Origin of the sequence: Pseudoalteromonas sp. MEBiC 03607 (assembly GCF_004792295.1) — a bacterium.
GTDB classification, from domain to species: Bacteria; Pseudomonadota; Gammaproteobacteria; order Enterobacterales; family Alteromonadaceae; genus Pseudoalteromonas; species Pseudoalteromonas lipolytica_C.
Genome location: NZ_SRRY01000002.1, coordinates 716,368 through 741,856 on the forward strand (window position 1 = coordinate 716,368; position 25,489 = coordinate 741,856).

A 25,489-nucleotide genomic window follows, 5' to 3' on the forward strand; every position below is an offset into this window, starting at 1 on the left:
TTTCTAATTAAGGATGAATATGAAAACGTTGAGCCCAACATTGGCAGTTAACCTTGCCGAATTTGCTTATGAAAGTCTTACAGGTAAGTTAGATGTACCTATAGTTCTGGCAAAGCAGTTTCTTTTTAACAGTAAGTCATCACTAAAAGGGGTTACTGGAACCTGTTTGGAGCATGTTTTAAATCATAGTAGTGGCTTTGGGTATATTGGTGAAGGAAGAAACGGTGGTATTTATGAAAATGAAATTGTCATCACTTTCCGTGGTACTGCAGGCATTGCTGACACACTAACAGATTTACATTGCGGAATGACGGTGGGGCCAAACTATAAAGCCGTACATGCAGGTTTTAATCGTACTTTTGAATCTATTAAACCACAATTATCAAAAATACTCAGTAAATTAGGTAGCAGACCAGTTCATTGTGTCGGTCATAGTTTAGGCGGAGCAATTGCAACATTGGCTGCTAATTGGATTAAGGCGCAATTTAAGGTGCCGGTAAAGTTATACACATTCGGTGCTCCTAGAGTCGGCTGCAACCCATTTGCAATTCAAACTGAAACAAATTTAAATGGTATTTATCGTGCAGTACACAGGAGTGATCCTGTCCCTATGGTACCTGTTTGGCCATTTGTACATGCTGGGAGCGAGTATAGGCTTAGTACTTGTGTTTCTTTAACTGGGGCTGCTCACAAAATGGCAGGGAATGCACCAGGTTATATTAATACCGCATCTCGTTACCCAGACTATAAAAGTATGGAAAGAGGCTCATTATCTAATTTGACGATGACACGTTTAAAGTATGTTAATCGCCATCATGCATCATTTAATGCTCACTGGGCAGATAAAATCACGAGCGCACTATTAACGCTCTTACGAGAGAGTGGCAAAATAACAAGCATATTAGCGCAAGGTGTCGTTGCTGGTACCTTAACTATATATGATGCTTTAGCACGTAGTTTGGTTGAAATATCAAAAATGTCCTCGAAATATGCAGAAGATTGCAAAGGGGTGCTAGGCCATATACTTAACTTTGTTGGTAAGCCTGGCGTTAATTTGGTTGATATTACTTATGCCAAAGCGAAGAAAATACTTTATTGGATGCTAGAAAAACTCAATCAGTTAGTAATAGCAGCAGTAAAAGTATCGCCTTATATTGGAATTAGTTAAACAAGGTCATACTGTATGAAGCCCATATACGCTAATTTAGAACTCATGGGCTTTATTCACCTATTTTAAATCAAGAAGTTTAATCTCACAGCAAGGAGCTATAAACGCAGTTAAATGCGCTATAGAAACAGTATGGAACAACAACATCAACAAACACTCACTCAACTAGTTAACGATGTTTATAACAAACCGGACTTAATCGAAGAACATCAGGTTCTTATTCAACCCTTATTAAAAGACTTGCTAGCCAGTGCGCCAGCGGGCTTTGAGGGGATGGCTACGATGATCCATAGTCATTTAGTTAATGGCCTAAAATCCACCAATCCAAACATTCAAAAGTTTGAACTTGAGTCAGGACTTTTAAAGCTTAAGCCTTATTTTCAAAGAATTAATCAGTAATCTATAAAAGCCTGAGTTTAGGTAAACAAAGTACAAGGATGGTTTATGTCATTAATGAATGCGTGCATTTTTATGCTGCTGTTACAGCCATTGTTTATTTACTTTGCGTTATTTGCAAAAGAAGTTGATCTTAATGAAGACTCGCAAGATTCGACTGTCATGCTATTTAACTTTGGTCTTTTGGGTATCACGCCTAGTGTTGCTTATTTTTACATGGAGCAGTTTTGGTTCGCAGTTGGGATGTTAAGTGGCGTCACACTATTAGGTTTAACACTCGCTAAAACTTTAGAGTCAAAGGGCAAAAGGCCATTGGATATCATCCTAACTTTGCGTTTTGTGACGTCGTGGCTGCTTATTTTTGGCGTTATATATTGGTTAATTTCATTATTTACAGGCTCATCAGAACTTCAGCCAACAATTGCTGATACTGATCAGTTAGTTGAGCCATTTTATCAGCTATTTTGGCCTTCATTTTACTATTTAGGTTTAATGGTTTTTACATTTTTACTTAAAGTACTCGAGTTTCGCTTTCAGTTAAAGCCAGCATTATCAGGTACTTTCTTGATACTTGCGGCTGCGTTAATAGGTATATCTCCACTCGTTGATGGCAGTTTTATTCTTGGCTTGTTTATAAATATAGCCATATTTTTTATTTTCTGCTCAATGTGTATAGCAATTGATAAACTAAATGATCCCTCTGGCGGCGCTATTGCTTTCTTCTATGCATATGTATTATCAATGGGAATAGGATTAGCTATTATCGTGAAAATTATATATGCAGTGTTTTTTAGTACTGAAGTCTGATTTTTTAACCTTGCAAGTAGGTTTATTTATCAGTTATTATTTGTACCTGTTTTGTTGTTTTTATTCTGCGTGAATTAATAATGTATAAATCAGCATAATAAGGTTTTTGTTGCCATAAATTGCATTGCAAGGAGGCTTGGTGTGTTTTCATCAAGGATTAGTCATTTAGCTATATTAATTGCTACGTTATTTGTTTTATTCACTACAACACAGGTATTTGCGAATATGTTTGGTTTCTTTAATAAAAGTGATTTTATTTTGTCTGCTCCTGTAAAAGGGCAGTTATTTGATGATGGAAAACCTGTTGCAAATACCAAAGTGATGCGTTCACTTACTTACGGTGATGAATATATCGACGAAACAGTAACTGATGAACAGGGCTATTTTACGTTTTCAGAAAAAACAATTAAAACCAGTAAGCCAGCTAACATGTTCGATAATGACTCATTGGTACAGCACATTTATTTAGAGAATGGCACGCCAGAGGGAATAATATTGTGGTATACACTTGTTTCACTTCATGAAAACAGTAAAACCCTCAAACGATTACTTGCTGATTTAAAATGCGATATCTCTAAAGAGCCAGAAACATACGATATTCCTATCGAAGAAGATACAAGCCATACTTTTGCGATTTATACATCATGTAAACTTTAACCTAACACGACTCATACAAAGGGAACTTATATGAATACCTTGACGCCTACTCAAGCGGTGCAACTCGCTGAGCTTGCTTATAAAGCAAAAAGTATTAAAACAACAAATTTACTTAATCACTCATTGCATGCATCTTTGCGAAATAATTTTAACTTCTCAATTAACCCAAGTGCTGTACAAGGTGTGTCGGGTGGGTTTTTCTCTCATTTATTTGGTTTAAGCACAGGCTTTGGTTTAGTTGCACACGGAAAAAATGAGTTTCAAGGTGATTCTGTTATCACCATTCGCGGCACAGCCTCTTTAAGAGATGGTTTAACAGATGCAAACTTCGGTTTAAGTGGTGGTTCAAACGGTAGTATGGTCCATGCGGGTTTTAATAAAACGTTTTACACAATGAAGCCGGGCTTGCAAGAGTTTGTAACAGCAAATATACGAGACAAAGTAACAGGATGCGTACATTTAGTTGGCCATAGCTTAGGTGGTGCACTTGCAACGTTAGCGGCAGATTGGATCAAAGCTGAATATTCGTTACCTGTAAAGCTGTATACATTTGGCTCTCCTCGTGTTGGTCTAGATAACTTCTCAAGAGCCGCAACAGGCAGAATCGATAAGATTTATCGTTGTACTCATGGTGCCGATCCTGTCACTAAAGTGCCGTTATGGCCATTTTCTCATGCTCCTTATCAGGGCCAAGAAATTCGTTTAGACAGCGGGCAAGGTTTAAAAGGTGCTGCCCACAAACTCAGTGGTACACCTGGCTACATCAATACCGCAAATAGTAATGATTGGGGCAACCTGACAATTCGTGCGAATCATTATCTAAATACACCTGTGCGTTTAAATTTTGAAGATCGTAATCAAGCATCATTCAATTCACATTGGGCAGATAAATTAGGTGCGGCGCTTGTTACCTTATTAAAAGACGCTGGTTATTACAGTGCTGTCGCTGCACAAGCAGCGATTGGAACAGGCCTGACATTTTACGATATGCTTGCTCGAACTTTAGATAAAATTGCGAAAGCATCAGCATCATTTGCTGCACAAACACTGGGCCTCATTGGTCATATGTTGGTTTTTGCTGGTAAAGTTGTTAGCAAAGCCGTAGAACTAACATACAGTGTTATTAAGTGGGCTTTTGACTCGACTCTTGGTGCTCTTTATCGCGCCGCAAAAGACGGCTTAAATGGCTTAGATTAATAACAAAGTGGGCATGCTGAATAGCATGCCCACTTCTTATCATTTTTAGTTTTCTTTTAATGAGCTTATTTGTATTCCATTCTTATTCAGCTCATTTTGTAGCTTTAATGCACTGCCTTTTAAATTTGGTAACGTCTTGTTATTTATGCTATCGACCTCTTCATTTAACAGCTCTGAAGCATGTTTAGCCGACATTTTTCTACTGATTGCTGAATCAATTATAAATTGACTTTTGCTATAAAAACGACGAATTTCAGTTAAGAACTCACTGGGCGTTTCTAAAGTTGTGGGGGAATATTGCATGGTTTGCCAAATATACTTTTCGATTGTTGGCTTGTTATATTCAAGTTCGGACTTAGGCGGGCTTTTTGCTAGTAAGTTAGCAAATTTTTTGAGATGTTCAGCATTATCTTTAACTTCATCATATAGAGAGGTTCTAAGATAATAATTATCTTCCATTTTACTGAATGAGTCGAATTTTAAAGCTTGCTCTAAACCACTTTGGGCTGCAAGATAAACCCCAAAAATAGTTGAAAAAACGAGGAATAATTGGTTTAGCCAAAAGCCAGTACTTTTTAGCTCTTTATTATCAACGGTTTTAAATGCGGTGGTTATCTTTGGGGTATTTTTATTTCCTATATCCATTATTAAATTCCTTTTATTATTTTTACTTAGTATTTCACAGCTGTTTGATTTATAAACTTTAATCTCTTTCTAAAAGCACAGCGCCGCTATGTTCCTCACCTAAATAGTCGTCTTTGTTGTAGATAGGGCATTTTGCCATTGATAAACAGCCGCAGCCAATACAACCGTTAACGCGCTCGCGTAAACGCTGCATGTATTGAATTCGTTCATCTAGTTGTGTTTGCCATACCTTTGAAAGAGCTGCCCAATCTTGTTTAGTGGGTGTACGCTGATTAGGTAGGGTGCTTAACGTTTGTTTAATGTTTTCAAGGGTTATGCCCATAGTTTGTGCAGCTTTAATTACAGCAATTCGGCGTAATACATCGGATTTATAGCGGCGCTGATTACCGTTATTTCGCCAGCTGCGAATAAGCCCCTTCGACTCATAAAAATGCAAGGTTGAAACTTTTACGCCACTGCGTTTTGCGACAAAGCCAACCGATAGGTTTGCATCAACAAGTTTTTTATCTGCCATAATTTGCTCCAAGGTGTTGACCTAAAGTTAGCTTGAGGTTTTACGCTGCGCACATCATAAAAAAAGGAGTGATAGTAATGCAACAAAAACCAACAACAAATACGGTAATTATTTATTCAAGTGCGCGAAAACAGGGTAACACGAGCTTACAAGTTAATGATTATAAAACGCAATATGGTGGCGATGTGGTATGCCTAGATGACTATGTTATCTCGCCTTATTGCTATGACAAGCAATATAAAAATGATGATTTTTATGCGGTATTCGAAGCGCTGTTAAATTATCAACACTGGGTGCTGGCATCGCCAGTGTATTGGTATAACACCACACCGCAGTTTAAAGCATTTTTAGACCGGATCACTGATTATATGGATGATGAAACGCTAAGGCCAAAACTGAGAACACTGCGTGAAAAGCAGTTTTCATTGCTGTCAAATGCAGGTTCTGCACACGCACCTAACGCGTTTATCGAGATGTTTAAAAACACCTTCAATTACTTAGGAATGACCTTTAAAGCGCATCAACATATTGATGCTAGTTAAACGCGTCTAAACAAGGTAGGCTAAAGTAAAAAACAACAGGAACTTTCATGCAATCAACACTGTTAGGTTTATCTTTAGCCTTATTATCTTCGTTTAGTTATGCAGAGCAAGCTGAGCCTGCTATCAAAGGTTTTGGTTTTTATTATGATGTGCCAAACCATGCACCAATCTCTGATCAAACGGTGTTCAAAGTGGCATTTGATGTAGCTGATGCGGCAGAAAAAGGGGCGCAGAATAACAAAATGAACTCATTAGCAAGGTTCATTAATATGCATATAGCCCATGGTGTGAAGCCTGAGAACATTCAACTTGCTTTAGTTGTGCATGGTGGCGCAAGTGTTGATGTACTGGAAAACAGTTTTTATAAAAAGCGCTTTGATAGTGACAATAAAAATCAGCAATTGATCTCACAATTGTTGGCACATAATACCGTTGTGTATGTGTGTGGGCAGTCTGCAACGCACATGAAGGTAAAGCAGCAACAGCTTATTCCTGGTGTGCAAATGGCGTTATCGGCAATGACCGCGCATGCACAGTTGCAGCAACAAGGTTATACACTTAATCCATTCTAATGAATATCTTATGTTTTGGTGACTCAAACACTTTTGGTATTTCGCCCGTCGATGGTAAGCGCTTTGCTGCTGATGAGCGCTGGCCTAGTTTACTTGGTATTAAATTAGGTGCCGGCTATCAAGTTATTGAAGCTGGCCAGCCTAATCGCACGCTGGTGAACGACCCACCTTTCAGTGGCGATAAACTGGGTATTAAGTACTTAGAGCCTTACCTAGCGGCTTATCATTTAGATGTGATTGTTATTCAGCTCGGCACGAATGATTTAAAGCGCCGTTTTGCACTGTCGGTTGCTGATATTGCCAAGGCACTAGAAGCCCTCATCTCAAACATAAAGAAATATTATCTACATCGAGACTTACCCAAAATTATAATACTAAGCGCTGCTAGGGTTTATGAAGTTGGCGCATATCAATCTATTTATGCGGGGGCGGCTGCAAAGTCTAATGAGCTAGTTAAGGCTTTTTCTGAACTGTGTGTGAAACAGCAAACGCTGTTCCTGGATATCACAGCAATAGCTCCGCCTTGCCAGCAAGAAGGTATACATTTAACCCTTGAGTCGCATCGAGCTATTGCAGAGCATTTGCTAGAGTTACTAATAAATGAAAAAAGCCACAGGTTTTAATAACTCAGTGGCTTGGGTATTGATTTTACAATCAAGGGATTAGGGAGTTATTATTAAAACTCGTAGCTAATACTTAAGCGTGTAGTACGCGGCATAATGTAACGACCATTCGGTGCATCAGCATTACGAGGGTCACCTTCTGTTATGCCTTGTTCGTCAGTTAAGTTATCAACCGCTAACTGCACTTTAATACCTTCCATAGGTTCAACAATTAAACCTATGTCTACTTTTTCGTAACCTTCTAAAGTAACTGAGTTTTCGTTGTTTCCGTAGCGGTCATCAACCGCTGAGATTGTGCCGTACAAGGTTGCATACATGTCACTAACTTCAAAGTCATAGCTTGGTGTTAAACGTACTTGCCATTTTGGCTGACGCTGACTTTCGTTGCCTTCGTTAGTTGGGCTTTCTGTTATTTCAGTTTCTTGAAGCGTTGAGTTTAAGTTAACTGAGAAACCAGATTCATGGTTGTAGTTATAATCAAGCTCAATACCGTATGCTTCGTTGGTTAAAATTTCAGATGGGTCACCTGGTCGACGATTAAATGTGTCACCTTTTACTTCGTTAGTGAAGAATGTTGCGTAAAAGTCGGTGCTGTCTGTTAATAATTTATAACCAAACTCAGCTTGTGTTACTTCTTTAATTAGCTTTTCGCCATTTTGGTAAGCACCATAGTTATCACGGAAGTCGTCGAAGTAAGGCATTTTGTAACCACGGTTTACACGAGCAAATACGCCCATGTCATCGGAAATTGAGTAGTTAATACCTGTTGTCCACGATGTTTTGCTTTCGTCATATTGAACAGACTGAGTGATCACACCGTCAAGACCTTCATCAACTGAGTATTCCACTTCATGGTTTTCAAAACGAATACCTGCATCAAGCGTAAAGTCATCGTTGAATTTATATTGAGCTGTTGTGTAAAACGCATTGGTGCGTGCATCACCTGTTGAATTGATATCGTAGTTAAAGCCACAACCATCAACACTTGCATTACATTCGAAACCGTCTAGCATTTCGCCACCTGCTTCAAGCACGTGATACGCTACATTGCCTAAGCTCCACCAGTCATTTGCTGATGTGCTTGCTGTGTAATAACCAAATGCCAGCGATAGATTATCAAGCTTTTTAGCAAACGCTAAATCATTGGTGAATGCGCTGATCTCTTTTAATGCCACCCAACGGCCAACTTTTTGCACCGCCGTGTCTGCGCCGTATTCTGTGCCAGTTACTGCACCTGTTACTGGACCTGTTATCGTTTCACCGGTTTCAGCAGCTGTTTCAATCGTTGTTGCAGAGCCTGCCGGTACTAAGCCGTATGTGTTAGCATCACCCTTGGTGAAGTTAAAGCGATCTGTAAAGCTCCAGCCGTTATCAAATTCAAGTTTGATACTACCGCCAGAAACATGACCTTTCCAACCACGGCCTTCACCTAAGTCGATTTGTCGTTCGTCATTATTTGGGCCTGTGTAAATAGTTGCTTGGCGATTTAAAGTACCTAGTTGCGTGTACTCAGCATCAATACCGTCAACATTCAGTGGTGTTGGTAAGTACCAAGCACCGTGGTCATCTGTTTGACGGGTGTATAAATTAATGGTGCCGTTTTCTAACTCTTTTGTGATATTAATTGTGAACTGGCTGCCTTTTTCTGATGTGAAACCAGCATCACGAATACCTGGTGAGCTTTTAACATAACCACCCACCATAAAGTATAGATCATCAGAAACCTCACCACTTACCACAGCATCAAGTCGCTGCAAGTCATAATCTGAGGTCGTGTATTTGAAAACACCTTCAGTGTATTCACCACCACGCTTTAAACGGAAATTCGTTGTTAAACCAGGCTGGCCGTTTGATACAACAGGGTTTGGACCACCACGCAGTGCTTCCATTGTTTCAATGGTTTCATCTAAACGGAATAACGACGAGTTTTCTAAAAATGATAAAGTAGGTGCAGGGTAAATTGGTGAGCCTTCAAGACTCAATGTTAAAAATGGCGCATCGCCACCACCGGGAAAACCACGCACAAACACGTTTGCGCCAGATTCACCACCTGAACTTTCTACCCACACACCTGGTACGGCTTTAAACAAGTCAGCTGTACTTTTTGGCGATAGTTTAACAATTTGATCGGCATCAATGTTTGTCACGGCGTAACCAGCGTCGATTTTACGAACACCGATACCGGCAGGTGTGCCCGATACGACAATTCGTTCTACTTTTTCATTTGCTGATTTTTGTGGCTGTTCTTCGGCCATTGCAGTTTGGCCACTGATTGCTAGCAGGATTGCAGAGGCTAATGCACTGCGAGTATATGTTGTTGTCATCATTGTGTGTTCCCATTTCCTTTTGTGTGTAAAGCAAGTTATTGAAACGATTTTTGCAATTGTTAATGCCTTGCTTTTTTAAACCATAAAGATCAATGCAAACGTTTGCAAATGGTTTTTATAACTTTTTGTTGTAAATTTGAACACAGGATTAGAGTATGAAATGCGTGCTACTGAAAAAATATTATCTGCTGAAACGCAGCGGTTTAGTTAAAATGATGTTATATTGCTGGCACATATTCTAAGGACAGCACCCAGTGTTTTAGCATTATGAATGAAAAAAAATTGAAGCTCGCTGATCTGGCTAAATTAGCAGGGGTTTCGACATCAACTGTGTCTCGCGCCCTGAATGATAACCCATTGATTAAAAAGGAAACAAGGGTAAAGCTTCAACGCTTAGCCAAACAGCATAATTTTAGTTTAAACACTGCTGCAAGTCGTTTACGAACACAAAAAACCAATGTTGTTGCCGTGATAATTAACCTAGATGGGGACACCGAGCAGTCTATAAATGACCCTTTTCTACTTAAAGTTGTTGGCGAAATTAATCTTGCATTGAATAAATTTGGCTTAGAATTGCTGCTTTCAAACTCATTTATGGCGAGCGACGATTGGGCCAACTACTTCATAAATAGTCGTCGTGCTGACGGTCTTATAGTAGTTGGGCAGGGTAAGAATCAAGCAAATATCGAAGCTGCAGCAGATGCTGGTGTGCCCCTAGTGGTTTGGGGAGATCCTAAATCGCCCAGCAATTACCCTATTGTAGGGAGCGATAATTATTTAGGTGGTAGGCTTGCTACTGAGCATTTATTGAATAAAGGAGCCAAGAATATTTTGTTCTTAGGTGATCCTGGGCATGCCGAAATAGGTGAGCGCCACCGAGGTTATTTAGATGCGATAGCGAGTGCGAAAGCCACACCTCATGTGGTTTCTATTGATATTACAAGCGGCGCTTCTTACAAAAGTATAAATAAACTCTTGGTTGAAAAAGGCCTATATTTTGACGGTATTATGGCATGTAGCGATATGGTGGCACTTGGCGCTATGAAAGCGTTAAAAGAGCGTTATATTAGTATTCCAAATGATGTCGCTTTAGTCGGTTTTGACGATATCGCAATGGCAGATATCAGCCATCCTTCCTTATCAAGTATTAAACAGAATACGCAGCGTGCCTCAGTTATTCTTGTGGAAAAATTAATAGCGCAGTTTTCGGGGCAAACAACCACCTCTCAAGTTGTTGATATTGAATTAATTTGTAGACAATCCAGTCAGCGTTGATTTGAGCTGTTGTTAAATATTTGTTTAAATGCGTTTGCAAACGTTTGCATTTACTTGATTGCTAAACTAGACTAAATAAAAATAATCTTAGGTTTGAGTGAATGAATCCGATCAGAATAACAGTCGCATTGGCGTGCAGCTATTTTGTATTTGCTATTATGCTAAACAGTGTCGGTACTGTTATTTTGCAAGCAATAAATAGTTTAGGTGTGACTAAAACAGACGCATCTGTTTTAGAGGGTTTTAAAGACTTAAGCATAGCAATTGTTTCATTCTTAGTTGCGTCGTTTATTCCTAGGGTTGGTTATAAAATCGCGATGTTGGCTGCCTTAGTTTTTGTCGCTGTTATGTGTTTAGTTGTACCAACAATTGCACAGTTCTGGGTACTAAAGGCACTGTTTGCAGCAATTGGTTGTAGCTTTGCAGTGATGAAAATTTCTGTTTATTCAGTGATTGGCCAGGTAACAGACAGTGCTAATAAGCACTCAGCGTTGCTAAACACCATTGAAGGGGTGTTTATGCTAGGTGTGTTAGCAGGCTATTGGATCTTTGCTTTATTTATCGATCCAAATGATGTGCAGAGCACTCACTGGTTAAATGTATATTATTTGCTTGCCTTGATTGTTGCCGTAGCCTTTTTAGCTGTTTTTACAGCACCAATTAAATCACCTGAATTAAAGGGCTCGCATTACTCACAAATTCACGCGTTTATTGACATGCTAAGGCTTGCGTATAAACCGTTGGTGTTAATTTTTATTATCAGTGCCTTTCTTTATGTATTAATCGAACAGGGAGTAGGTACTTGGTTACCTACTTTTAATAATCAAGTTTTAATGCTCCCCGTTGATGTAAGTATTCAGCTAGCAAGTATATTTGCTGCGGCGCTTGCGCTAGGTCGCTTGGTTGCTGGTCAATTACTGCGCTATCTAAATTGGTTTAGTATATTAATCAGTTGCTTAATATCTATGGCTGTGCTGGTTTTACTTGTATTACCTATGACGCACAACGTTGATGGTAGCCAAGTAAAAACAATATTTGATGTACCACTTGCTGCATTCATGTTACCCCTGATTGGCTTTTTTATGGCACCGATTTATCCGGTACTTAACTCAGTTATGTTGAGTTCATTGGCTAAGTATCAGCACGCAGCAATGACAGGACTGATAGTTGTTTTTTCTGCTCTTGGAGGGACTACTGGCTCAATTATTACAGGGTTGGTATTTGATAAATTTAGTGGCCAACATGCCTTTTATTTAACTTTGGTACCTATTGCATTGTTATTGGTGAGTGTTTCAGTGTTCAAGAAACACACGTTAAAACCTCTTTCTCATACAACTTCAGCTGAACAATAAAGGGTATTTATGAGCTTTCTTGATAGTCAATTATTTAAAGATGTGCAGTTAGAAGAGGTGTTTGCTGATTCTAAGATGTTTGCTGATGCCATTCCTAATTTGTCTTGGCAAAGTGCTTGTGAATTATATTTGCTCGTTGGGCCTTTGAGAGGCGAGGAGCTTCGTGAGTTTGTAATGACTCATTTTATGTTTGCCGACCAAACAATCCCAACAGCTAAGATAGATACTTCTTCAGTACAACAATATATTGCTGATTTATGGCCTCACTTACACCGCAGTGCAGATACAGACTTATCAAGCTCATTGTTACCGCTGTTTTATGACTATATTGTGCCTGGTGGACGATTTCAGGAAATATATTATTGGGACAGTTATTTTACCGCATTAGGCCTTGAGGATATTGGTGATCTTGCAACAATAGAAGCAATGGTAAACAACTTTATTGACCTGCAAAATCGCAATGGTTGCATACCAAATGGTAATCGAATCTATTACAGTAGTCGCTCACAACCACCTGTATTAGCACTCATGCTTACTATGCTTTGGAAAGCTAAATATCAGCATCAGGATGATTTAACTTGGCTTGCAAGTGCTATTGAAGCTTTAGAGTCTGAGTATCAATTTTGGATGCAAGATTGTAGCGAATTATCAACGCAAACACCTTTAATAAAGCGAGTTGTAAGAATGCCTGATGGCGCAATTTTAAACCGTTATTGGGATAGCTCTACAACTCCTCGACCTGAATCATTAAAAGAAGATTTACACGATGCTGAAGGTCTCGATGAGGTACAAAAGTTAAGTTATTTTCAACATATACGAGCGGCATGCGAGTCAGGATGGGACTTCAGTAGTCGCTGGCTTGTAGATCATCATGATTTAAAAACGATTGAAACCACCAATATCGTCCCAGTTGACCTAAACTGTTTGCTTTATAACCTTGAAAGAACACTTGGAGACTTTTATCGACTGCTGGGTAAGGATCAAAAATGTCATTCCATAGAAGAATTAGCCGCTCTTCGTTTGCAAGCAATTGACCAATATTGTTGGCATAGTGAGGCTGGGGTATATCGAGATTTTAATATTCGTTTAAATCAGCAAAGTGAGGTTGATTCATTGGCAACAGCGGTGCCGTTGTTTGTTGGCGCAGCGTCTGCTAGGCAAGCCAAACAGGTAAAGCAAAAGCTGATGTCAGAGTTTTTAAAACCGGGTGGATTAGTAACAACTTTATGTAGCACTTCACAACAATGGGATAGCCCTAATGGCTGGGCTCCTCTACAGTGGTTTGCTGTAAAAGGGCTCTCTGATTATGGTTATGTTAGTGAAGCGCAGGCAATTATGAAAAATTGGTTGAGCATGATTGAAATGCGTTTTACTGAAGATAAGTGCTTATTAGAAAAATATAACGTTTGTGAGTTAGTTAGTCGAGCCGGTGGTGGTGAATATGCTGTGCAACAAGGGTTTGGCTGGACAAACGGGGTGACATCTCGCTTTTATAAATTACTAAATAGCACGCTTTAAAGGTATTGGTTTATCACTTCAAGCAATTCTCGCAGCTGTAAGTATATTGCGAGTTCAAGCTGTATCTCTTAAGTTGTTTCAGTCATAGTAACAGCTTAAGGGATAACCCTATTGGCAAGTAATTGTTTGTTCTTAACAGTTAATTGTCTCTTCTTAAAAGCATAGCTTCATTATGCGAAACTCCTTCTCTATTATTTGTATTACAAAATGAAAATTACAGCAAAGCTGTGTATAATCTGCGCCCTTTAATTTGTTTATTAAATTGTCGTTTTGATGTGGAGTTGTTGGTGAAAGCATTGCTTAAACAGCATGGTGTAATTTTTATTCTTCTAAGCATGCTAACGGGATTAATGGGGGCATTCGTTAACCCTTTGATGAGCTTATTCATTATAGAAGGGCTGCAGACACCACCCGTTTATTTGGGTGTTTATATGGTAGCAGTAACTATTACGGGGTTAATTATTAGTCAGTGGCTGGGTGGTATGGCTGATAAAGGAACTAGTGCACGTAAGTTATTTATGGTGGCTGTATCAGGTATGGTGTGTGCGTTAGTGACCTTTGCTAATGCCACTGCATTTTGGCAAGTGTTACTTGCAGGCGTGTTATTTCTAGCTATGGGAAATGCAGCAATTCCGCAAATGATGACCGTGGCAAGGCAATGGGCAGGGCGTCAACAGAACATCGACATCACCAGTTTTAATTCGCGTTTACGTGCCGCTATTTCTTTTGCTTGGGTGGGCGGCCCGCCGCTTGGCTATTTGTTAGCCTCGGGAGGCGAGTTTAGCCGCTCGTTTTACTTTGCTGCAGCGTGTGCATTGGTTGCGCTTATCTTTGCATTTAAGTTCATTCCTGACTATAGCGCTAAAAAGTCACAACATAGCTCAGAGCCAGCAGCCGCTGCGAGTTTATCATTTTGGTTGTTGGGCTTAGCTATTATGCTTGGCTCAACGGGCAATATAATGTATTCATCGGCACTGCCGCTCTATAGCATTACTGAACTAGGATTTGCTGAGCATACGCCTGGGCTATTTATGGGTGTTGTGGCACTGTTAGAAATTCCTATCATGCTGTATGGGGCAAAGCTTGCTAAAAGATACAGTAAGGTTTCGATGCTTGTAGTCGCATTTTGTTGCGCCATTGTATTTTATTTAGGGGTGTTTTTTGCCACACAGGTATGGCATTTAATCGCGCTGCAAGTTTTAAATGGCCTGTTTTACGGTATTTTTGCGGGCATTGGTTTAACCGTATTACAAGATCAGCTACCAGAGCGTATTGGGTTTACCTCGGCGTTTTACACGAACGCGATTAAATTAGGGGTTATGTGTGGGGCAGGGGCAACAGGAGTTATTGCACAGTTTCACAGCTTTAGATTTGCAAGCCTAGGTTCAATGCTTGCTGCAAGCTTAGCTTTAGGCTGCTTAATACTGTTTAGTTATGTGAAAAGAAAAGAGCAACAACCTAGTCTTATACAAAGCCCTTTTGTTGCTGTTACTAAGAACACGTAAAACGCAAAAAGCCCAGTAAATACTGGGCTAAAGAGGGAGGAGAGGTATTAATAAAAAGAATATTTTAAAGTAAGCGACGTTGTACGGCCGTTAATAGTACGGGCGCGAATAATGTCGTTATCTGGTACAGAGCCTTCTTCTGCTTCTGTGATACCTACGGTGTCGAACAGGTTGTTCACGTTAAGCGATAGGCTTAAGTTTTCAGACAGGTTGTAACTTACAAAGCCATTCACTTGTGTATAGCCATCAAATTTAAGGTCGTTACTGTCTTGTGCGTAAGCATCCGTTGTACCAATAAAGCTCAGGCCAGCAGCACCTTTGTCAAAGTTGTAAGTTGCCATTAATGAGTAGATTAGGTCAGCTTGACGACGTGGTGTATTACCAACTAACTCTGGCGATAACGCATCTTTAGCAATTTCTGCATCTGTCCAAGTAAAGTTACCACGGAAGTCCCAATCACCAACGTAGTACGTTGATTCAACCTCAATACCTTTTGCTTCGTACTCGCGGTCAAAGAATTTTTGTGATGTTGCTTCAAAGTTTTGCTCTTCAGTTTCTGCGTAGAATGCTGTTGCAAATACTGATAGTGAATCAAAACGTTTTTTCACACCGAACTCATATTGATTTACTTCATCAATTGCATCGGCTTCGGCAACTGAACCATCAGCTTCTACTTTACCGAATAGTAAGCGGTCTGCATTTGCGCGGCCACCTTTACTTAAGCGGGCAAATGTCGCGAAACTTGGGTCAATTTGGTAGTTCGCACCAATTGAGTATGAGCTGTAGTGCCAGTCGTAGTTAACAATGCTTGGATTTGCGTTATCAATACCAACAACATTTTGCTCTGGAATTGAGATGGTACCGTCGCCGTTCATATCAATCGTAGATGTAACTGCACCTGCGTAGTTGCCACGTGCTTCGCCTGAATCATAGCGAGCACTTGCATCAATGCTTAAATCGCCAAACTTAGTTGCTAAGTTAATGTAAGGTGCACGCGTTTCGTATTCTGTGTCGTAGTTACGTTGACAGCAGTTACCCCAGTATGGAGTACCATAAGCGTACAAGCCATTATCAGAGTAGCTATCGCCATTAGCAGCGGTAACATCAAGTAATGCTGCGTTGTCGCCTTTTAGCTCCATAACGTAAGAGTTCCAAAGCCAAGACATATCAATTGATTGGCTTGATGCAAAGTAACCAAAAGTAACACTAGTGTCATCAGAGAACGACTTAGTTAACTTAAGATCATTAACAATTGAACCCATGTCATTTAGCGTTACATCGAATGTGTGAATACGCATTGCTAAATCGTCATCGCCGTAAGCTTCGCCTGCTGAGCCACCATTTGCATAAACAAGTGATGCACCATCACCAGCAATGCTAGAGGCAATAGAGCTTGCAGATGCAACTTCAGCTGGAATAAGAGAAATAAAGTTACCGCTCACTGACGATGTTCTAAAGCGGTTTTCGATACGCCAGTCGTTTTCTAAATCAAATGCCGCTTCAAAACCGACTGAGGTAACAACCGGATTCATACCGTCGGTCATATCGCCAGTACTAATTTGGTTATCGCCATTTAAACGCAGAGTTTGTGTGAAAAGTGCTGAATGCGGCGTATCTGATTGCGAATCAAAGCCTGGGATTGAATCGCCATTTGAGTACATTGGCATAGGTAGGTAACCTACGCTTTTATCATCAAGGTGCTTAAAGTAAACACGAACATAACCGGCATCAAATTCTTTAGTCAGGTTTGCCTTAATTTGGCCACCTTTATTTGATGTATAACCGGTTTCACGTGGGCCTTCACCTTGGCGAACAAAGCCACCAATGTGGTAGCGCACACTGTCATTTAAATACGTACCATACTCAAAGTCAGTACGAATAGAGTCATAATCAAGGCCAACCGTGGTTGATACGCTACCTGACTCGTTCTCACCCGTTTTTGAAATAAAGTTGATGATACCGCCTGGTGCGTCACTTGCTGCTGTCGAAGCTGAGCCACCACGGATTGATTCAACACTTTGTACTGTTGAATCTAAACGCATGAAGATATCTGAATTACCAAAGGCAATATCGCCAAACTGCATAACAGGTAAGCCATCTTCTTGTAGTTGCAAGAACTTAGCACCACCCGATGCAACAGGTAAACCACGTACTGCGATATTCGCGTTACCTTCACCACCTGTTGATTCTGAACGAACACCCGGGATTGTTCTGAATGCTTCTGCTGTAGAGCGTGGTGTTGATACTTCAATTTCTGCTAATGTAACGCTGCTAACCGATGAACTTGATGCCATAATCGTTGTACGGCGCGGTACACCTGTTACAACGATTGTTTCAAGGCCGCTTTTTTTAGCCTCTGCTGGTTGTGCTTGCTCTTCGGCGTGTAAGTTTTGGCTTACTGCTAGCGCAAGCGCGCTTAATGTGTAAAGGGCATGTTTGTGTGTTGTCATAATGTGCCTCGTGTCAATCCCAGATGGTTTGTTGTCTAAATTGCTATCTTAATCGATTAAGTAAAGATAACAATAATTTTACACAGTGCAAGTCTTTTTAGCGAAAAACTTGCACAATTTATGTTCGATAATTGATTTTTAACGATTTTTATTTAGTGGCTTAATGCACTGTGCTGCGCTAAAGCTTGCTCAGCAGGGTTGCGTAAGTAGTTATATAGCATGGCTAAAAACAGTAAACATGCGAAACCTGTTGCGAGATAAAACCCATAACGAATGTGGCCAAAGAAATCACTGATCATACCCATAAGTAGTGGGGCTGCAGCTGCAGATAATGCAGTGAAAAACAGGATGACCCCAGCTACCGCACCGTGCTGCTGAACGGCAAAGCAAGAAATACCTTTCGAGTTTAAGGTTGGGTAAATCATTGACATAAACAGACCTGATAAGGGTAATAAGAATATTGCCCAATCAACACCACCAAATATTAAGCCTAAATAACATAGTGCGATCCCTAAGCTTAAATACAGCATCGCCGCTTGCCAGCTTAAGTGGTTTAAAAGCCATACCGCTAAGAAACGTCCCGCAGCGCGTAAAATAAAAAATAAGGTCAATGCATAGGTTGCCAGTAATTGCCATGGGCCAGTGTAATCGCCAAGTAGAGTAGGCATCCACACATAAATAGCCACTTCGGTTGCTACATAAAGGGCAATCGCTAAAGAAAAACCAAGTGCGTAAGGGTTTTTCATCATGCTCATAGTGGTGGCAAGGGAGGCAGGTTTTGCGTGTTCTTCTTGCTTTTTAGGTTTAGGGTAATCTGCACGCCAAGCTATAATGGTTAAAATTAAGCATAAAACCCCTGCAATAACATATAGGTAAGTCCAGCTAACTTTTTGCGTAATTAAAAAGCTCACTAAAGCAGGGCCTACGATAGCACCGATACCAAAAAAGCCTTCGACTAAATTCATGGTTTTTGTGTGCTCTAAATTGTTTTTAGAGATATCACCTAACAATGCTAAAGCACCTGTTTTGAATAAACCAATAGCAAGGCCTATACAGCTAAGTAGCACTACAAATATGCTAAAGCTGCTGCTTATTGCGAATAAAAAACAACTAATCGTAAATAAACCCAGGCCCAACATTATCGTTTGTTTACGGCCAAAACTGTCGGCAAGAAATCCTAAAAATAGGCCACTAAAAGCAATCAGTGCCATTGGGGCATAATGGAATGCACTAGCTTGTGTCATGCTGAGGTCAAATTCTTTTATTAACTCAGGAATGATCATACCAACCGCATCAGAGGTCATGGCAAACATAAAAAACATCATGTATGTCAACCATCTAATCATTTGCAAAGGATCGTGTGTTCTATTCATTGTTGTATCCTCATGTGAAGGCTTACACCTTTACTATGTATCTTAGTGTATAAAAGTTGTAAAAACTGCTTGAATAATTTGCTGTCGTGGTTAAAGATATATCTTAATCGATTAAGTTTCAACTTGGTATTAACAATTATGATCAACAATAAAGTGCAATTAATCACCTACGCAGACCGTATTACCGGTCAAGGTATTGATGAATTAAGTAATTTATTAAATGGCCCACTTAACAATGTGTTTGCAGGTGTACATTTGTTGCCATTTTATAATCCGATTGATGGCAGTGATGCTGGCTTTGATCCTATTGATCATAGTGAAGTAGACTCGCGTCTTGGTAGCTGGGAAGACATCAAAGTGCTTGGTGCAAACTATGATTTGATGGCTGACTTGATTGTTAACCATGTTTCAGCACAGTCGTTTCAATTTAAAGACGTGCTAGCCAAAGGTAAACAATCTGAATTTTGGGATTTATTTCTAACCAAAGACGATGTATTCCCAAATGGCATGTCGGAGGCTGAACAAAAAGCGATTTATCGTCCGCGTCCAGGTAGTTGCTTTACACCAATTAAATGTGGAGATGGCCTAACCTATGATTTTTGGACCACATTTACCGATAACCAAATTGATATTAATGTGAAATCAACAGCAGGCATTGAGTACTTAAACACTGTACTTGGTAAATTTGCTGATAATAATGTCAACATCATTCGTTTAGACGCCGCTGGTTATGCTATCAAAGAAGCTGGCACTAACTGTTTTATGCTGGACGAAACGTTTGAGTATTTAAATAAGCTTTCAGCACAGGCAAATGATGCTGGTATGGAGACTATTGCCGAAATTCATAGCCATTATCAAACTCAGGTAGCAGTCGCAAAACGTGTAAATATGGTATATGACTTTGCACTTCCACCGCTTATTTTGCACAGTTTATTTAGCAATGATGCGCAAGCATTGGTGAATTGGCTAACAATTTCACCGCGTAACTGTTTAACAGTGCTTGATACTCATGATGGCATTGGCATTATTGACGCAGGTCCAATGGGTGATAAACCAGGCTTACTAAACGCCGAGCAAATTGATAACTTGGTTGAAACCATTCATGAAAAAAGTGATGGGCAAAGTCGCCTTGCAACAGGGGCTGCAGCCAGTAACGTTGATTTATATCAAGTAAATTGTACGTATTATAATGCCCTGGGTGCAGATGACTTTGATTATCTATTAGCGCGTGCGATTCAATTCTTCGCGCCAGGTATTCCACAAGTTTATTATGGCGGTCTGTTCGCTTGTGAAAACGATATGGAATTACTGGCACGTACAAATGTTGGCCGTGATATCAATCGTCCTTATCTAAATGCACAAGATATTGAAGCTGCTCTAGCAAAACCTGTGGTTAAAGGATTGATTAAACTTATTCAATTGCGAAATGAGCACCCAGCTTTTAACGGTGAATTCACAGTGAACGGTGAAGGCAGTGTGTGTCGTTTAAGCTGGCATGATGATACCAGCTCAATTGAGTTAAAAGTCAACTTTACTAGCCGTGAAGTGTTCATTGTCGATCACCGCGACAGCGAACAAAGCATAGTTGATTTGGCTGACTTTTTAGCTTAACTACTTTGCCCCAATTGCAGTTGATAGTCGATTTCGGCTGTTTGCTGCTCTTTCGATAAAAATAAGGTCGCTGCTAAGCGGCCTTTTTCTTCGCTGTTTTGGTGAACAGTCGTAAGCTTTGGCACAAATCGTTGTCCTTCATCGATGCCATCAAAACCAACAATTCTGACATCTTCTGGAATCGATAAGCCCATTTTTAATGCTTCACGCATTGCAGCAAGGGCGATTAAATCACTCATACACAACAAAACGTTTGGTCTTGGTGTGCTGCTAAGCGCTTCTTTGGCGGCAATACTAGCAAAACGCTCACTACTTTCTGGAATATTCCATGTTCTATCATCACCAAGGGTGATGCCAGCATCACTGATTGCCTGGTGATAACCGCGTAGTCGTTGATGAGCGATAGACTGACCAGCTTCAAACTCGTGATGCTCGTAAACTCGGCATAGTACGTCGTTATCAAGTAAGCGCAGCCCTAAAATTGCCACCCGATCATCATTTTTTTGCAGTGCGTGTTTAGCAATATCAAAACTGGCTTGTTGGTTATTAACGTTTACCGAGGCATCGCGACCGATATTAAAATCAACCGTCACCACATGTTTTGGTACTTGTTTCAATTGTTCAACAAGTTGCTTATTACGAGGGCGGCCATAACAGATAAAGCCATCTACAAAATCGACTACGCTATTTAGGTTATTGCTATTACCAGAAAATAATAAAAGGTTAATGCCATTTTTTTCGAGTACCGCCGATACGCCCCGCATAAAGCTGCTTGCAACGGGATCTGATACCATGTATTCAACACTGTCTGGCAACACCAAGGCAACGATATTAAAGGTCCCTCTGCGCAGTGATTGCGCCGCTTTGTTAGGGCCAAAATAGCCGAGTTTTTTACAGGCAGCCAAAATCTCCTCGCGGCGAGATTTTGATAGTTGATCAGGGCGGTTAAACGCATTTGATACGGTGGCATTTGAAACGCCTAACTCTTGGGCAATACTTTTTAGCGTCCAATTTTTTGGCTTGGGCATTATCATCACTTAATCGATTTACTTATCTGTAAATTACCATATAAAGAGTCGAAAAAAAGTGTTTTTAGTCATAAAAATAGGCGTACCATAAAAGAATGAGAGAACAGGTCATAAAAAAGGTAAAGAGCGAGTGATTTCTAAGTTACCAAAATGGGTTGAAGTAGGCGCATTTATTTTGGCATTGGTTGCCGGATGCGTGAATGCGGTTGGTTTACTTAGCTTTGAGCATCAAGCGGTATCGCATTTATCGGGAACTGCAACCTTGCTTGGAGCAGATCTTATGCATGGCAATAGCCTTGATGCTTTACATTTATTAGGCGTATTACTGTCATTTTTAGTAGGGTCTGGTATTGCTGGGTTTTTATTGCACAGTTCAGCACTTAAACTAGGGCGTCATTACGACACCGCACTATTTATTGAGGCAGTGTTTTTACTCGGTGCACTTTGGTTACTGTGCAATGGCTCTGGCTACGGGCACTTTTTAGCCTCTGCGGCATGTGGGTTACAAAATGCATTGGCAACAACTTACAGCGGCGCAATTGTTCGCACTACCCATGTAACTGGTATCTTTACCGATTTAGGTATTATGTTTGGTCGAGTTTTCCGCGGCGAGGCGCTTGATCAACGTAAGGCTAAACTGTTTGGCCTAATCATTTTAGGCTTTATCTTTGGTGGCTTAGCTGGGGCATGGTTATTTGCTAAATTAAGCTTTGCAGCGCTTTATGTGCCAAGCGCCATTTGTGTATTGTTGGCATTTACCTATCGGGTTTATTCTCATCGAAACCCAAAAATTAATGATTAGCGATACTTTTGGGGGTTGCGCCAAAGGCTTGTTTAAACACACGACTAAAATGGCTTGGGTTATTAAAGCCTAACTGATAACAAACTTGGCTAATCGCTTCACCTTTTTGAAGTAGTTTATACGCTTTTTGTAAGCGTAATTGCTGTTGCCAAAGAGCTGGCGTAACACCAAACGCTAGCTTAAATTGCTGATAAAACTTACTGCGGCTCATACACGCTATCTTGCATAGCACATCAATATCAATATTCTCAGCAAGGTGCTGTTCAATATAACTAATTACATGGCTTAGCGGGGTTGCAAGCTTGCCTTGTTTACAGCTTGCTATCATTAAATCTCGGCTTTGCTGCTGTAACAGGCGGGTTATCAGTTCATTGAGTGATAAATCAATTAAGTAATCCCGGTGTTGCTCATTTTCACTAAACAGGGTGATCATCCGTTCAAGTAGTTGTTGAGTTTGCTGGTTATGCTGGGCATGAACTAGCTTTGCTTGATATTGGAAAAAGTCATCTTGCGTAATTTGTTGGTTAAAATTAAGAGCATCAACTACTTGGCTTATCTTATCGGTACTGATTTCAATCGCTAAACAGGTTGTTGGTTGATTAAGAGACGCATTAGGGAAATCGATTAACACCCCTTGCTCAGGAGCAAGCACAAATGACTGGTTTGGCAAAAATTCTTCATGATAATCACTGTCGGCAACATGCATGATTTTTTTGCCGCTGATCATGCCACAAAATAGTAGCTCAGTGGAATGTAAGGCCACTTTTTGCGCATCTAAATAGGTGTCGTAAATACTTAATTCAGCATGTTCGCCAGCAAAACTAACTTTATTTTCAATAAGCACATCAATACGTTGTCGTTTTTTATCTAAACTTCTGTTGCTAACTGATGTGTTCATTGTTGCCTCGCTGTTGCCCTAAATTCTGGACAAATAGTCAAAAAGTCTGGACTAGGAATCAAGTGTGTTTTCAGTAACTGAGCTAACTTCAAATGCTAGCGGTTCATTAAACAATAACCTACCGCATAATTTAGTCAATGCTAAATGAAACACAACAATTTGAAGAGAGAACACATTATGATTTATGCAAACCCAGGTAGTGAAGGCGCAAAAGTTAACTTTAAAGCGCAGTATGAGAATTATATTGGTGGCCAATGGGTTGCCCCTGTAAAAGGAGAATACTTTGAAAACATCAGCCCAGTAAACGGTAAAGTGTTTTGTAAAGTACCTCGTTCATCAAAAGAAGATATCGAACTGGCACTTGATAAAGCCCACGATGCAAAAGCGCCATGGGGAACAACGTCGGTCACCGAGCGTAGCAATATCTTATTAAAAATTGCCGATCGTATTGAACAAAACCTAGAAATGCTGGCAGTGGCCGAAACCTGGGATAACGGTAAAGCAATTCGTGAAACACTTGCGGCAGATGTGCCACTCGCGGCTGATCACTTTCGCTATTTCGCAGGTTGTGTGCGCGCGCAAGAAGGTTCAATCGGTGAGATAGACGAAACTACCGTTGCCTATCATTTTCATGAGCCATTAGGTGTAGTAGGGCAAATTATTCCTTGGAATTTTCCACTGTTAATGGCTGCGTGGAAGCTTGCTCCAGCTCTTGCTGCGGGTAACTGTGTTATTTTAAAACCAGCTGAACAAACGCCTGCATCAATTTTAGTACTGCTTGAAGTAATCGGTGATTTATTACCTGCAGGTGTATTAAATGTGGTGAATGGCTATGGTAAAGAAGCAGGCGAGGCTCTGGCAACGAGTACTCGAATTGCGAAGATTGCCTTTACAGGTTCAACACCCGTAGGGTCGCATATCTTAAAATGTGCAGCTGATAATATTATTCCTTCGACGGTTGAGTTAGGTGGTAAATCGCCAAATATTTTCTTTAATGATGTAATGGAAAAAGACGATGAGTTTTTGAGTAAGGCTGTTGAAGGAGCTGTACTTGCGTACTTTAACCAAGGCGAAGTTTGTACGTGTCCGTCGCGTTTATTTATTCAAGAAGATATTTACGAGCAATTTATTGAGCGTGTACTTGCCCGCACTTTACAAATTAAACGGGGTAACCCACTTGATACTGAAACCATGGTAGGTGCTCAAGCATCACAAGCTCAGTTTGATAAGATCCTAAGCTACATCGAAATCGGTAAAAAGGAAGGGGCAGAAGTCCTTGCTGGTGGTGAAGTCGAGCAACTGTCAGATGAGTTTAACGGCGGTTACTACATTCAACCAACACTGTTAAAAGGCACCAATGACATGCGTGTGTTCCAAGAAGAGATTTTTGGCCCTGTTATTTCAATGTCGACTTTTAAAGATGAAGATGAAGCGTTAGCGCTTGCTAATAGCTCAGAGTTCGGCTTAGGTGCGGGTGTGTGGAGTCGAAACATGAACCGTGCTTATCACTTTGGTCGTAAGATTGAAGCGGGCCGTGTTTGGACCAACTGCTATCATATGTATCCAGCGCATGCTGCGTTTGGTGGTTATAAAAAGTCAGGCATTGGTCGAGAAACACATAAACTCGCCCTTGATCATTACCAACAAACCAAAAACTTATTAGTAAGTTACAGCGAAAACCCACTGGGCTTCTTTTAAAAGCAATTTCTTATTGTTGTCGAAACTACCCAAACGCCACATCTAGTGGCGTTTTTATTTTATAACGGGCATAAAAAAGCCCGGCGAACACACAAGCCAGGCTTTTCGACAACAATTTGGTTGAGTCACCGCAAGTGCAGTGACTCGGAATAAAAAAGCTTAGAGAACACACAAACTAAGCTTTTGACAACAATTTGGTTGAGTCACCGCGTGTGCAATGACTCGGAATAAAAAAGCTTAGAGAACACACAAACTAAGCTTTTGACAACAATTTGGTTGAGTCACCGCGTGTGCAGTGAATCGGAATAAAAAAGCTTAGAGAACACACAAACTAAGCTTTCGACAACAATTTGGTTAGTCACCGCAAGTGCAGTGACTCGGAATAAAAAAGCTTAGAGAACACACAAACTAAGCTTTTGACAACAATTTGGATGAGTCACCGCGTATGCAGTGACTCGGAATAAAAAAGCTTAGAGAACACACAAACTAAGCTTTTGACAACAATTTGGTTGAGTCACCGCGTGTGCAATG

At 40.3% G+C, this 25,489-nt stretch carries 22 protein-coding genes; 15 read left to right on the forward strand and 7 right to left on the reverse strand.

Going from position 1 to position 25,489, the window contains the following annotated elements:
* Window positions 1–19: 19 nt before the first annotated feature.
* The 5 genes from E5N72_RS20115 (at window position 20) to E5N72_RS20135 (ending at window position 4,225) form a co-directional block, all read left to right on the forward strand.
* Window positions 20–1,168, forward strand: coding sequence for a lipase family protein (locus E5N72_RS20115; RefSeq protein ID WP_168246768.1), 1,149 nt, complete (start codon window positions 20–22; stop codon window positions 1,166–1,168).
* A 132-nt stretch (window positions 1,169–1,300) separates the two neighbouring features.
* The gene (locus E5N72_RS20120) at window positions 1,301–1,567 is read left to right on the forward strand and encodes a hypothetical protein (protein WP_135926863.1); all 267 of its coding nucleotides are present in this window, start codon (window positions 1,301–1,303) and stop codon (window positions 1,565–1,567) included.
* A 45-nt stretch (window positions 1,568–1,612) separates the two neighbouring features.
* A complete protein-coding gene (locus E5N72_RS20125; protein WP_135926864.1) occupies window positions 1,613–2,371 on the forward strand; it encodes a hypothetical protein in 759 nt (252 codons plus the stop codon).
* 141 nt (window positions 2,372–2,512) lie between these two features.
* Window positions 2,513–3,028, forward strand: a complete 516-nt coding sequence (locus E5N72_RS20130) for a DUF4198 domain-containing protein (protein ID WP_168246769.1) — start codon at window positions 2,513–2,515, stop codon at window positions 3,026–3,028.
* A gap of 30 nt (window positions 3,029–3,058) precedes the next feature.
* Window positions 3,059–4,225, forward strand: a complete 1,167-nt coding sequence (locus E5N72_RS20135) for a lipase family protein (protein ID WP_105181749.1) — start codon at window positions 3,059–3,061, stop codon at window positions 4,223–4,225.
* 45 nt (window positions 4,226–4,270) lie between these two features.
* On the opposite strand, the gene E5N72_RS20140 is transcribed toward E5N72_RS20135, so the two are convergent.
* Together E5N72_RS20140 and soxR are read right to left on the reverse strand one after the other, a co-directional pair.
* Entirely contained in the window at window positions 4,271–4,870 is a 600-nt protein-coding gene (locus E5N72_RS20140) for a hypothetical protein (RefSeq protein WP_240704570.1), read from the reverse strand.
* Between the two features lie 58 nt (window positions 4,871–4,928).
* Window positions 4,929–5,384 (reverse strand): redox-sensitive transcriptional activator SoxR, encoded by a 456-nt coding sequence (gene soxR, locus E5N72_RS20145; RefSeq protein WP_168246770.1) that lies wholly within the window; start codon window positions 5,382–5,384, stop codon window positions 4,929–4,931.
* A gap of 77 nt (window positions 5,385–5,461) precedes the next feature.
* On the opposite strand from soxR, the gene E5N72_RS20150 reads away from it, so the two are divergent.
* The 3 genes from E5N72_RS20150 to E5N72_RS20160 are packed head-to-tail and all read left to right on the forward strand — an operon-like array spanning window position 5,462 to window position 7,121.
* Window positions 5,462–5,926: an NAD(P)H-dependent oxidoreductase gene (locus tag E5N72_RS20150; RefSeq protein WP_135926865.1), complete on the forward strand. Its 465-nt coding sequence runs from the start codon at window positions 5,462–5,464 to the stop codon at window positions 5,924–5,926.
* A 47-nt stretch (window positions 5,927–5,973) separates the two neighbouring features.
* The gene (locus E5N72_RS20155; protein ID WP_135926866.1) at window positions 5,974–6,498 is read left to right on the forward strand and encodes a DsrE family protein; all 525 of its coding nucleotides are present in this window, start codon (window positions 5,974–5,976) and stop codon (window positions 6,496–6,498) included.
* Window positions 6,498–7,121 (forward strand): GDSL-type esterase/lipase family protein, encoded by a 624-nt coding sequence (locus E5N72_RS20160; protein ID WP_135926867.1) that lies wholly within the window; start codon window positions 6,498–6,500, stop codon window positions 7,119–7,121. Before E5N72_RS20155 ends, E5N72_RS20160 begins: the two co-directional genes overlap by 1 nt.
* 53 nt (window positions 7,122–7,174) lie before the next feature.
* On the opposite strand, the gene E5N72_RS20165 is transcribed toward E5N72_RS20160, so the two are convergent.
* Complete coding sequence (locus tag E5N72_RS20165; RefSeq protein ID WP_135926967.1) at window positions 7,175–9,445, reverse strand: TonB-dependent receptor; 2,271 nt, start codon at window positions 9,443–9,445, stop codon at window positions 7,175–7,177.
* A 270-nt stretch (window positions 9,446–9,715) separates the two neighbouring features.
* Here E5N72_RS20165 and E5N72_RS20170 point away from each other — a divergent pair, with 270 nt between their 5' ends.
* From E5N72_RS20170 to E5N72_RS20185, 4 genes are all read left to right on the forward strand, one after another.
* Window positions 9,716–10,723, forward strand: a complete 1,008-nt coding sequence (locus E5N72_RS20170; protein WP_135926868.1) for a substrate-binding domain-containing protein — start codon at window positions 9,716–9,718, stop codon at window positions 10,721–10,723.
* 101 nt (window positions 10,724–10,824) lie between these two features.
* A complete protein-coding gene (locus E5N72_RS20175; RefSeq protein ID WP_135926869.1) occupies window positions 10,825–12,075 on the forward strand; it encodes an MFS transporter in 1,251 nt (416 codons plus the stop codon).
* A gap of 9 nt (window positions 12,076–12,084) precedes the next feature.
* Window positions 12,085–13,593 (forward strand): trehalase family glycosidase, encoded by a 1,509-nt coding sequence (locus E5N72_RS20180; protein ID WP_135926870.1) that lies wholly within the window; start codon window positions 12,085–12,087, stop codon window positions 13,591–13,593.
* Window positions 13,594–13,880: 287 nt separating this feature from the next.
* A complete protein-coding gene (locus tag E5N72_RS20185; RefSeq protein ID WP_235382689.1) occupies window positions 13,881–15,098 on the forward strand; it encodes a sugar efflux transporter in 1,218 nt (405 codons plus the stop codon).
* Between the two features lie 47 nt (window positions 15,099–15,145).
* On the opposite strand, the gene E5N72_RS20190 is transcribed toward E5N72_RS20185, so the two are convergent.
* Complete coding sequence (locus tag E5N72_RS20190) at window positions 15,146–17,548, reverse strand: TonB-dependent receptor (RefSeq protein ID WP_135926871.1); 2,403 nt, start codon at window positions 17,546–17,548, stop codon at window positions 15,146–15,148.
* 152 nt (window positions 17,549–17,700) lie between these two features.
* On the reverse strand, window positions 17,701–18,921 hold the full coding sequence (locus E5N72_RS20195; protein ID WP_135926872.1) for an MFS transporter: 1,221 nt from the start codon (window positions 18,919–18,921) through the stop codon (window positions 17,701–17,703).
* A 138-nt stretch (window positions 18,922–19,059) separates the two neighbouring features.
* Between E5N72_RS20195 and gtfA the strand changes: the two genes are divergently transcribed.
* Complete coding sequence (gene gtfA, locus E5N72_RS20200) at window positions 19,060–20,532, forward strand: sucrose phosphorylase (protein WP_135926873.1); 1,473 nt, start codon at window positions 19,060–19,062, stop codon at window positions 20,530–20,532.
* Here the strand turns inward: gtfA and E5N72_RS20205 are convergent.
* The gene (locus E5N72_RS20205) at window positions 20,529–21,560 is read right to left on the reverse strand and encodes a LacI family DNA-binding transcriptional regulator (protein WP_135926874.1); all 1,032 of its coding nucleotides are present in this window, start codon (window positions 21,558–21,560) and stop codon (window positions 20,529–20,531) included. The two genes, gtfA and E5N72_RS20205, sit on opposite strands and share 4 nt — an antisense overlap.
* Window positions 21,561–21,690: 130 nt before the next feature.
* Between E5N72_RS20205 and E5N72_RS20210 the strand changes: the two genes are divergently transcribed.
* Window positions 21,691–22,362 carry a YoaK family protein gene (locus tag E5N72_RS20210; protein WP_135926875.1) on the forward strand — a complete coding sequence of 224 codons (672 nt, stop codon included), beginning with the start codon at window positions 21,691–21,693 and terminating at the stop codon, window positions 22,360–22,362.
* Here the strand turns inward: E5N72_RS20210 and E5N72_RS20215 are convergent.
* Window positions 22,352–23,260, reverse strand: a complete 909-nt coding sequence (locus E5N72_RS20215; protein WP_135926876.1) for an AraC family transcriptional regulator — start codon at window positions 23,258–23,260, stop codon at window positions 22,352–22,354. The genes E5N72_RS20210 and E5N72_RS20215 overlap by 11 nt on opposite strands.
* A gap of 177 nt (window positions 23,261–23,437) precedes the next feature.
* On the opposite strand from E5N72_RS20215, the gene E5N72_RS20220 reads away from it, so the two are divergent.
* The gene (locus tag E5N72_RS20220) at window positions 23,438–24,958 is read left to right on the forward strand and encodes an aldehyde dehydrogenase family protein (protein ID WP_135926877.1); all 1,521 of its coding nucleotides are present in this window, start codon (window positions 23,438–23,440) and stop codon (window positions 24,956–24,958) included.
* Window positions 24,959–25,489: the final 531 nt, after the last annotated feature.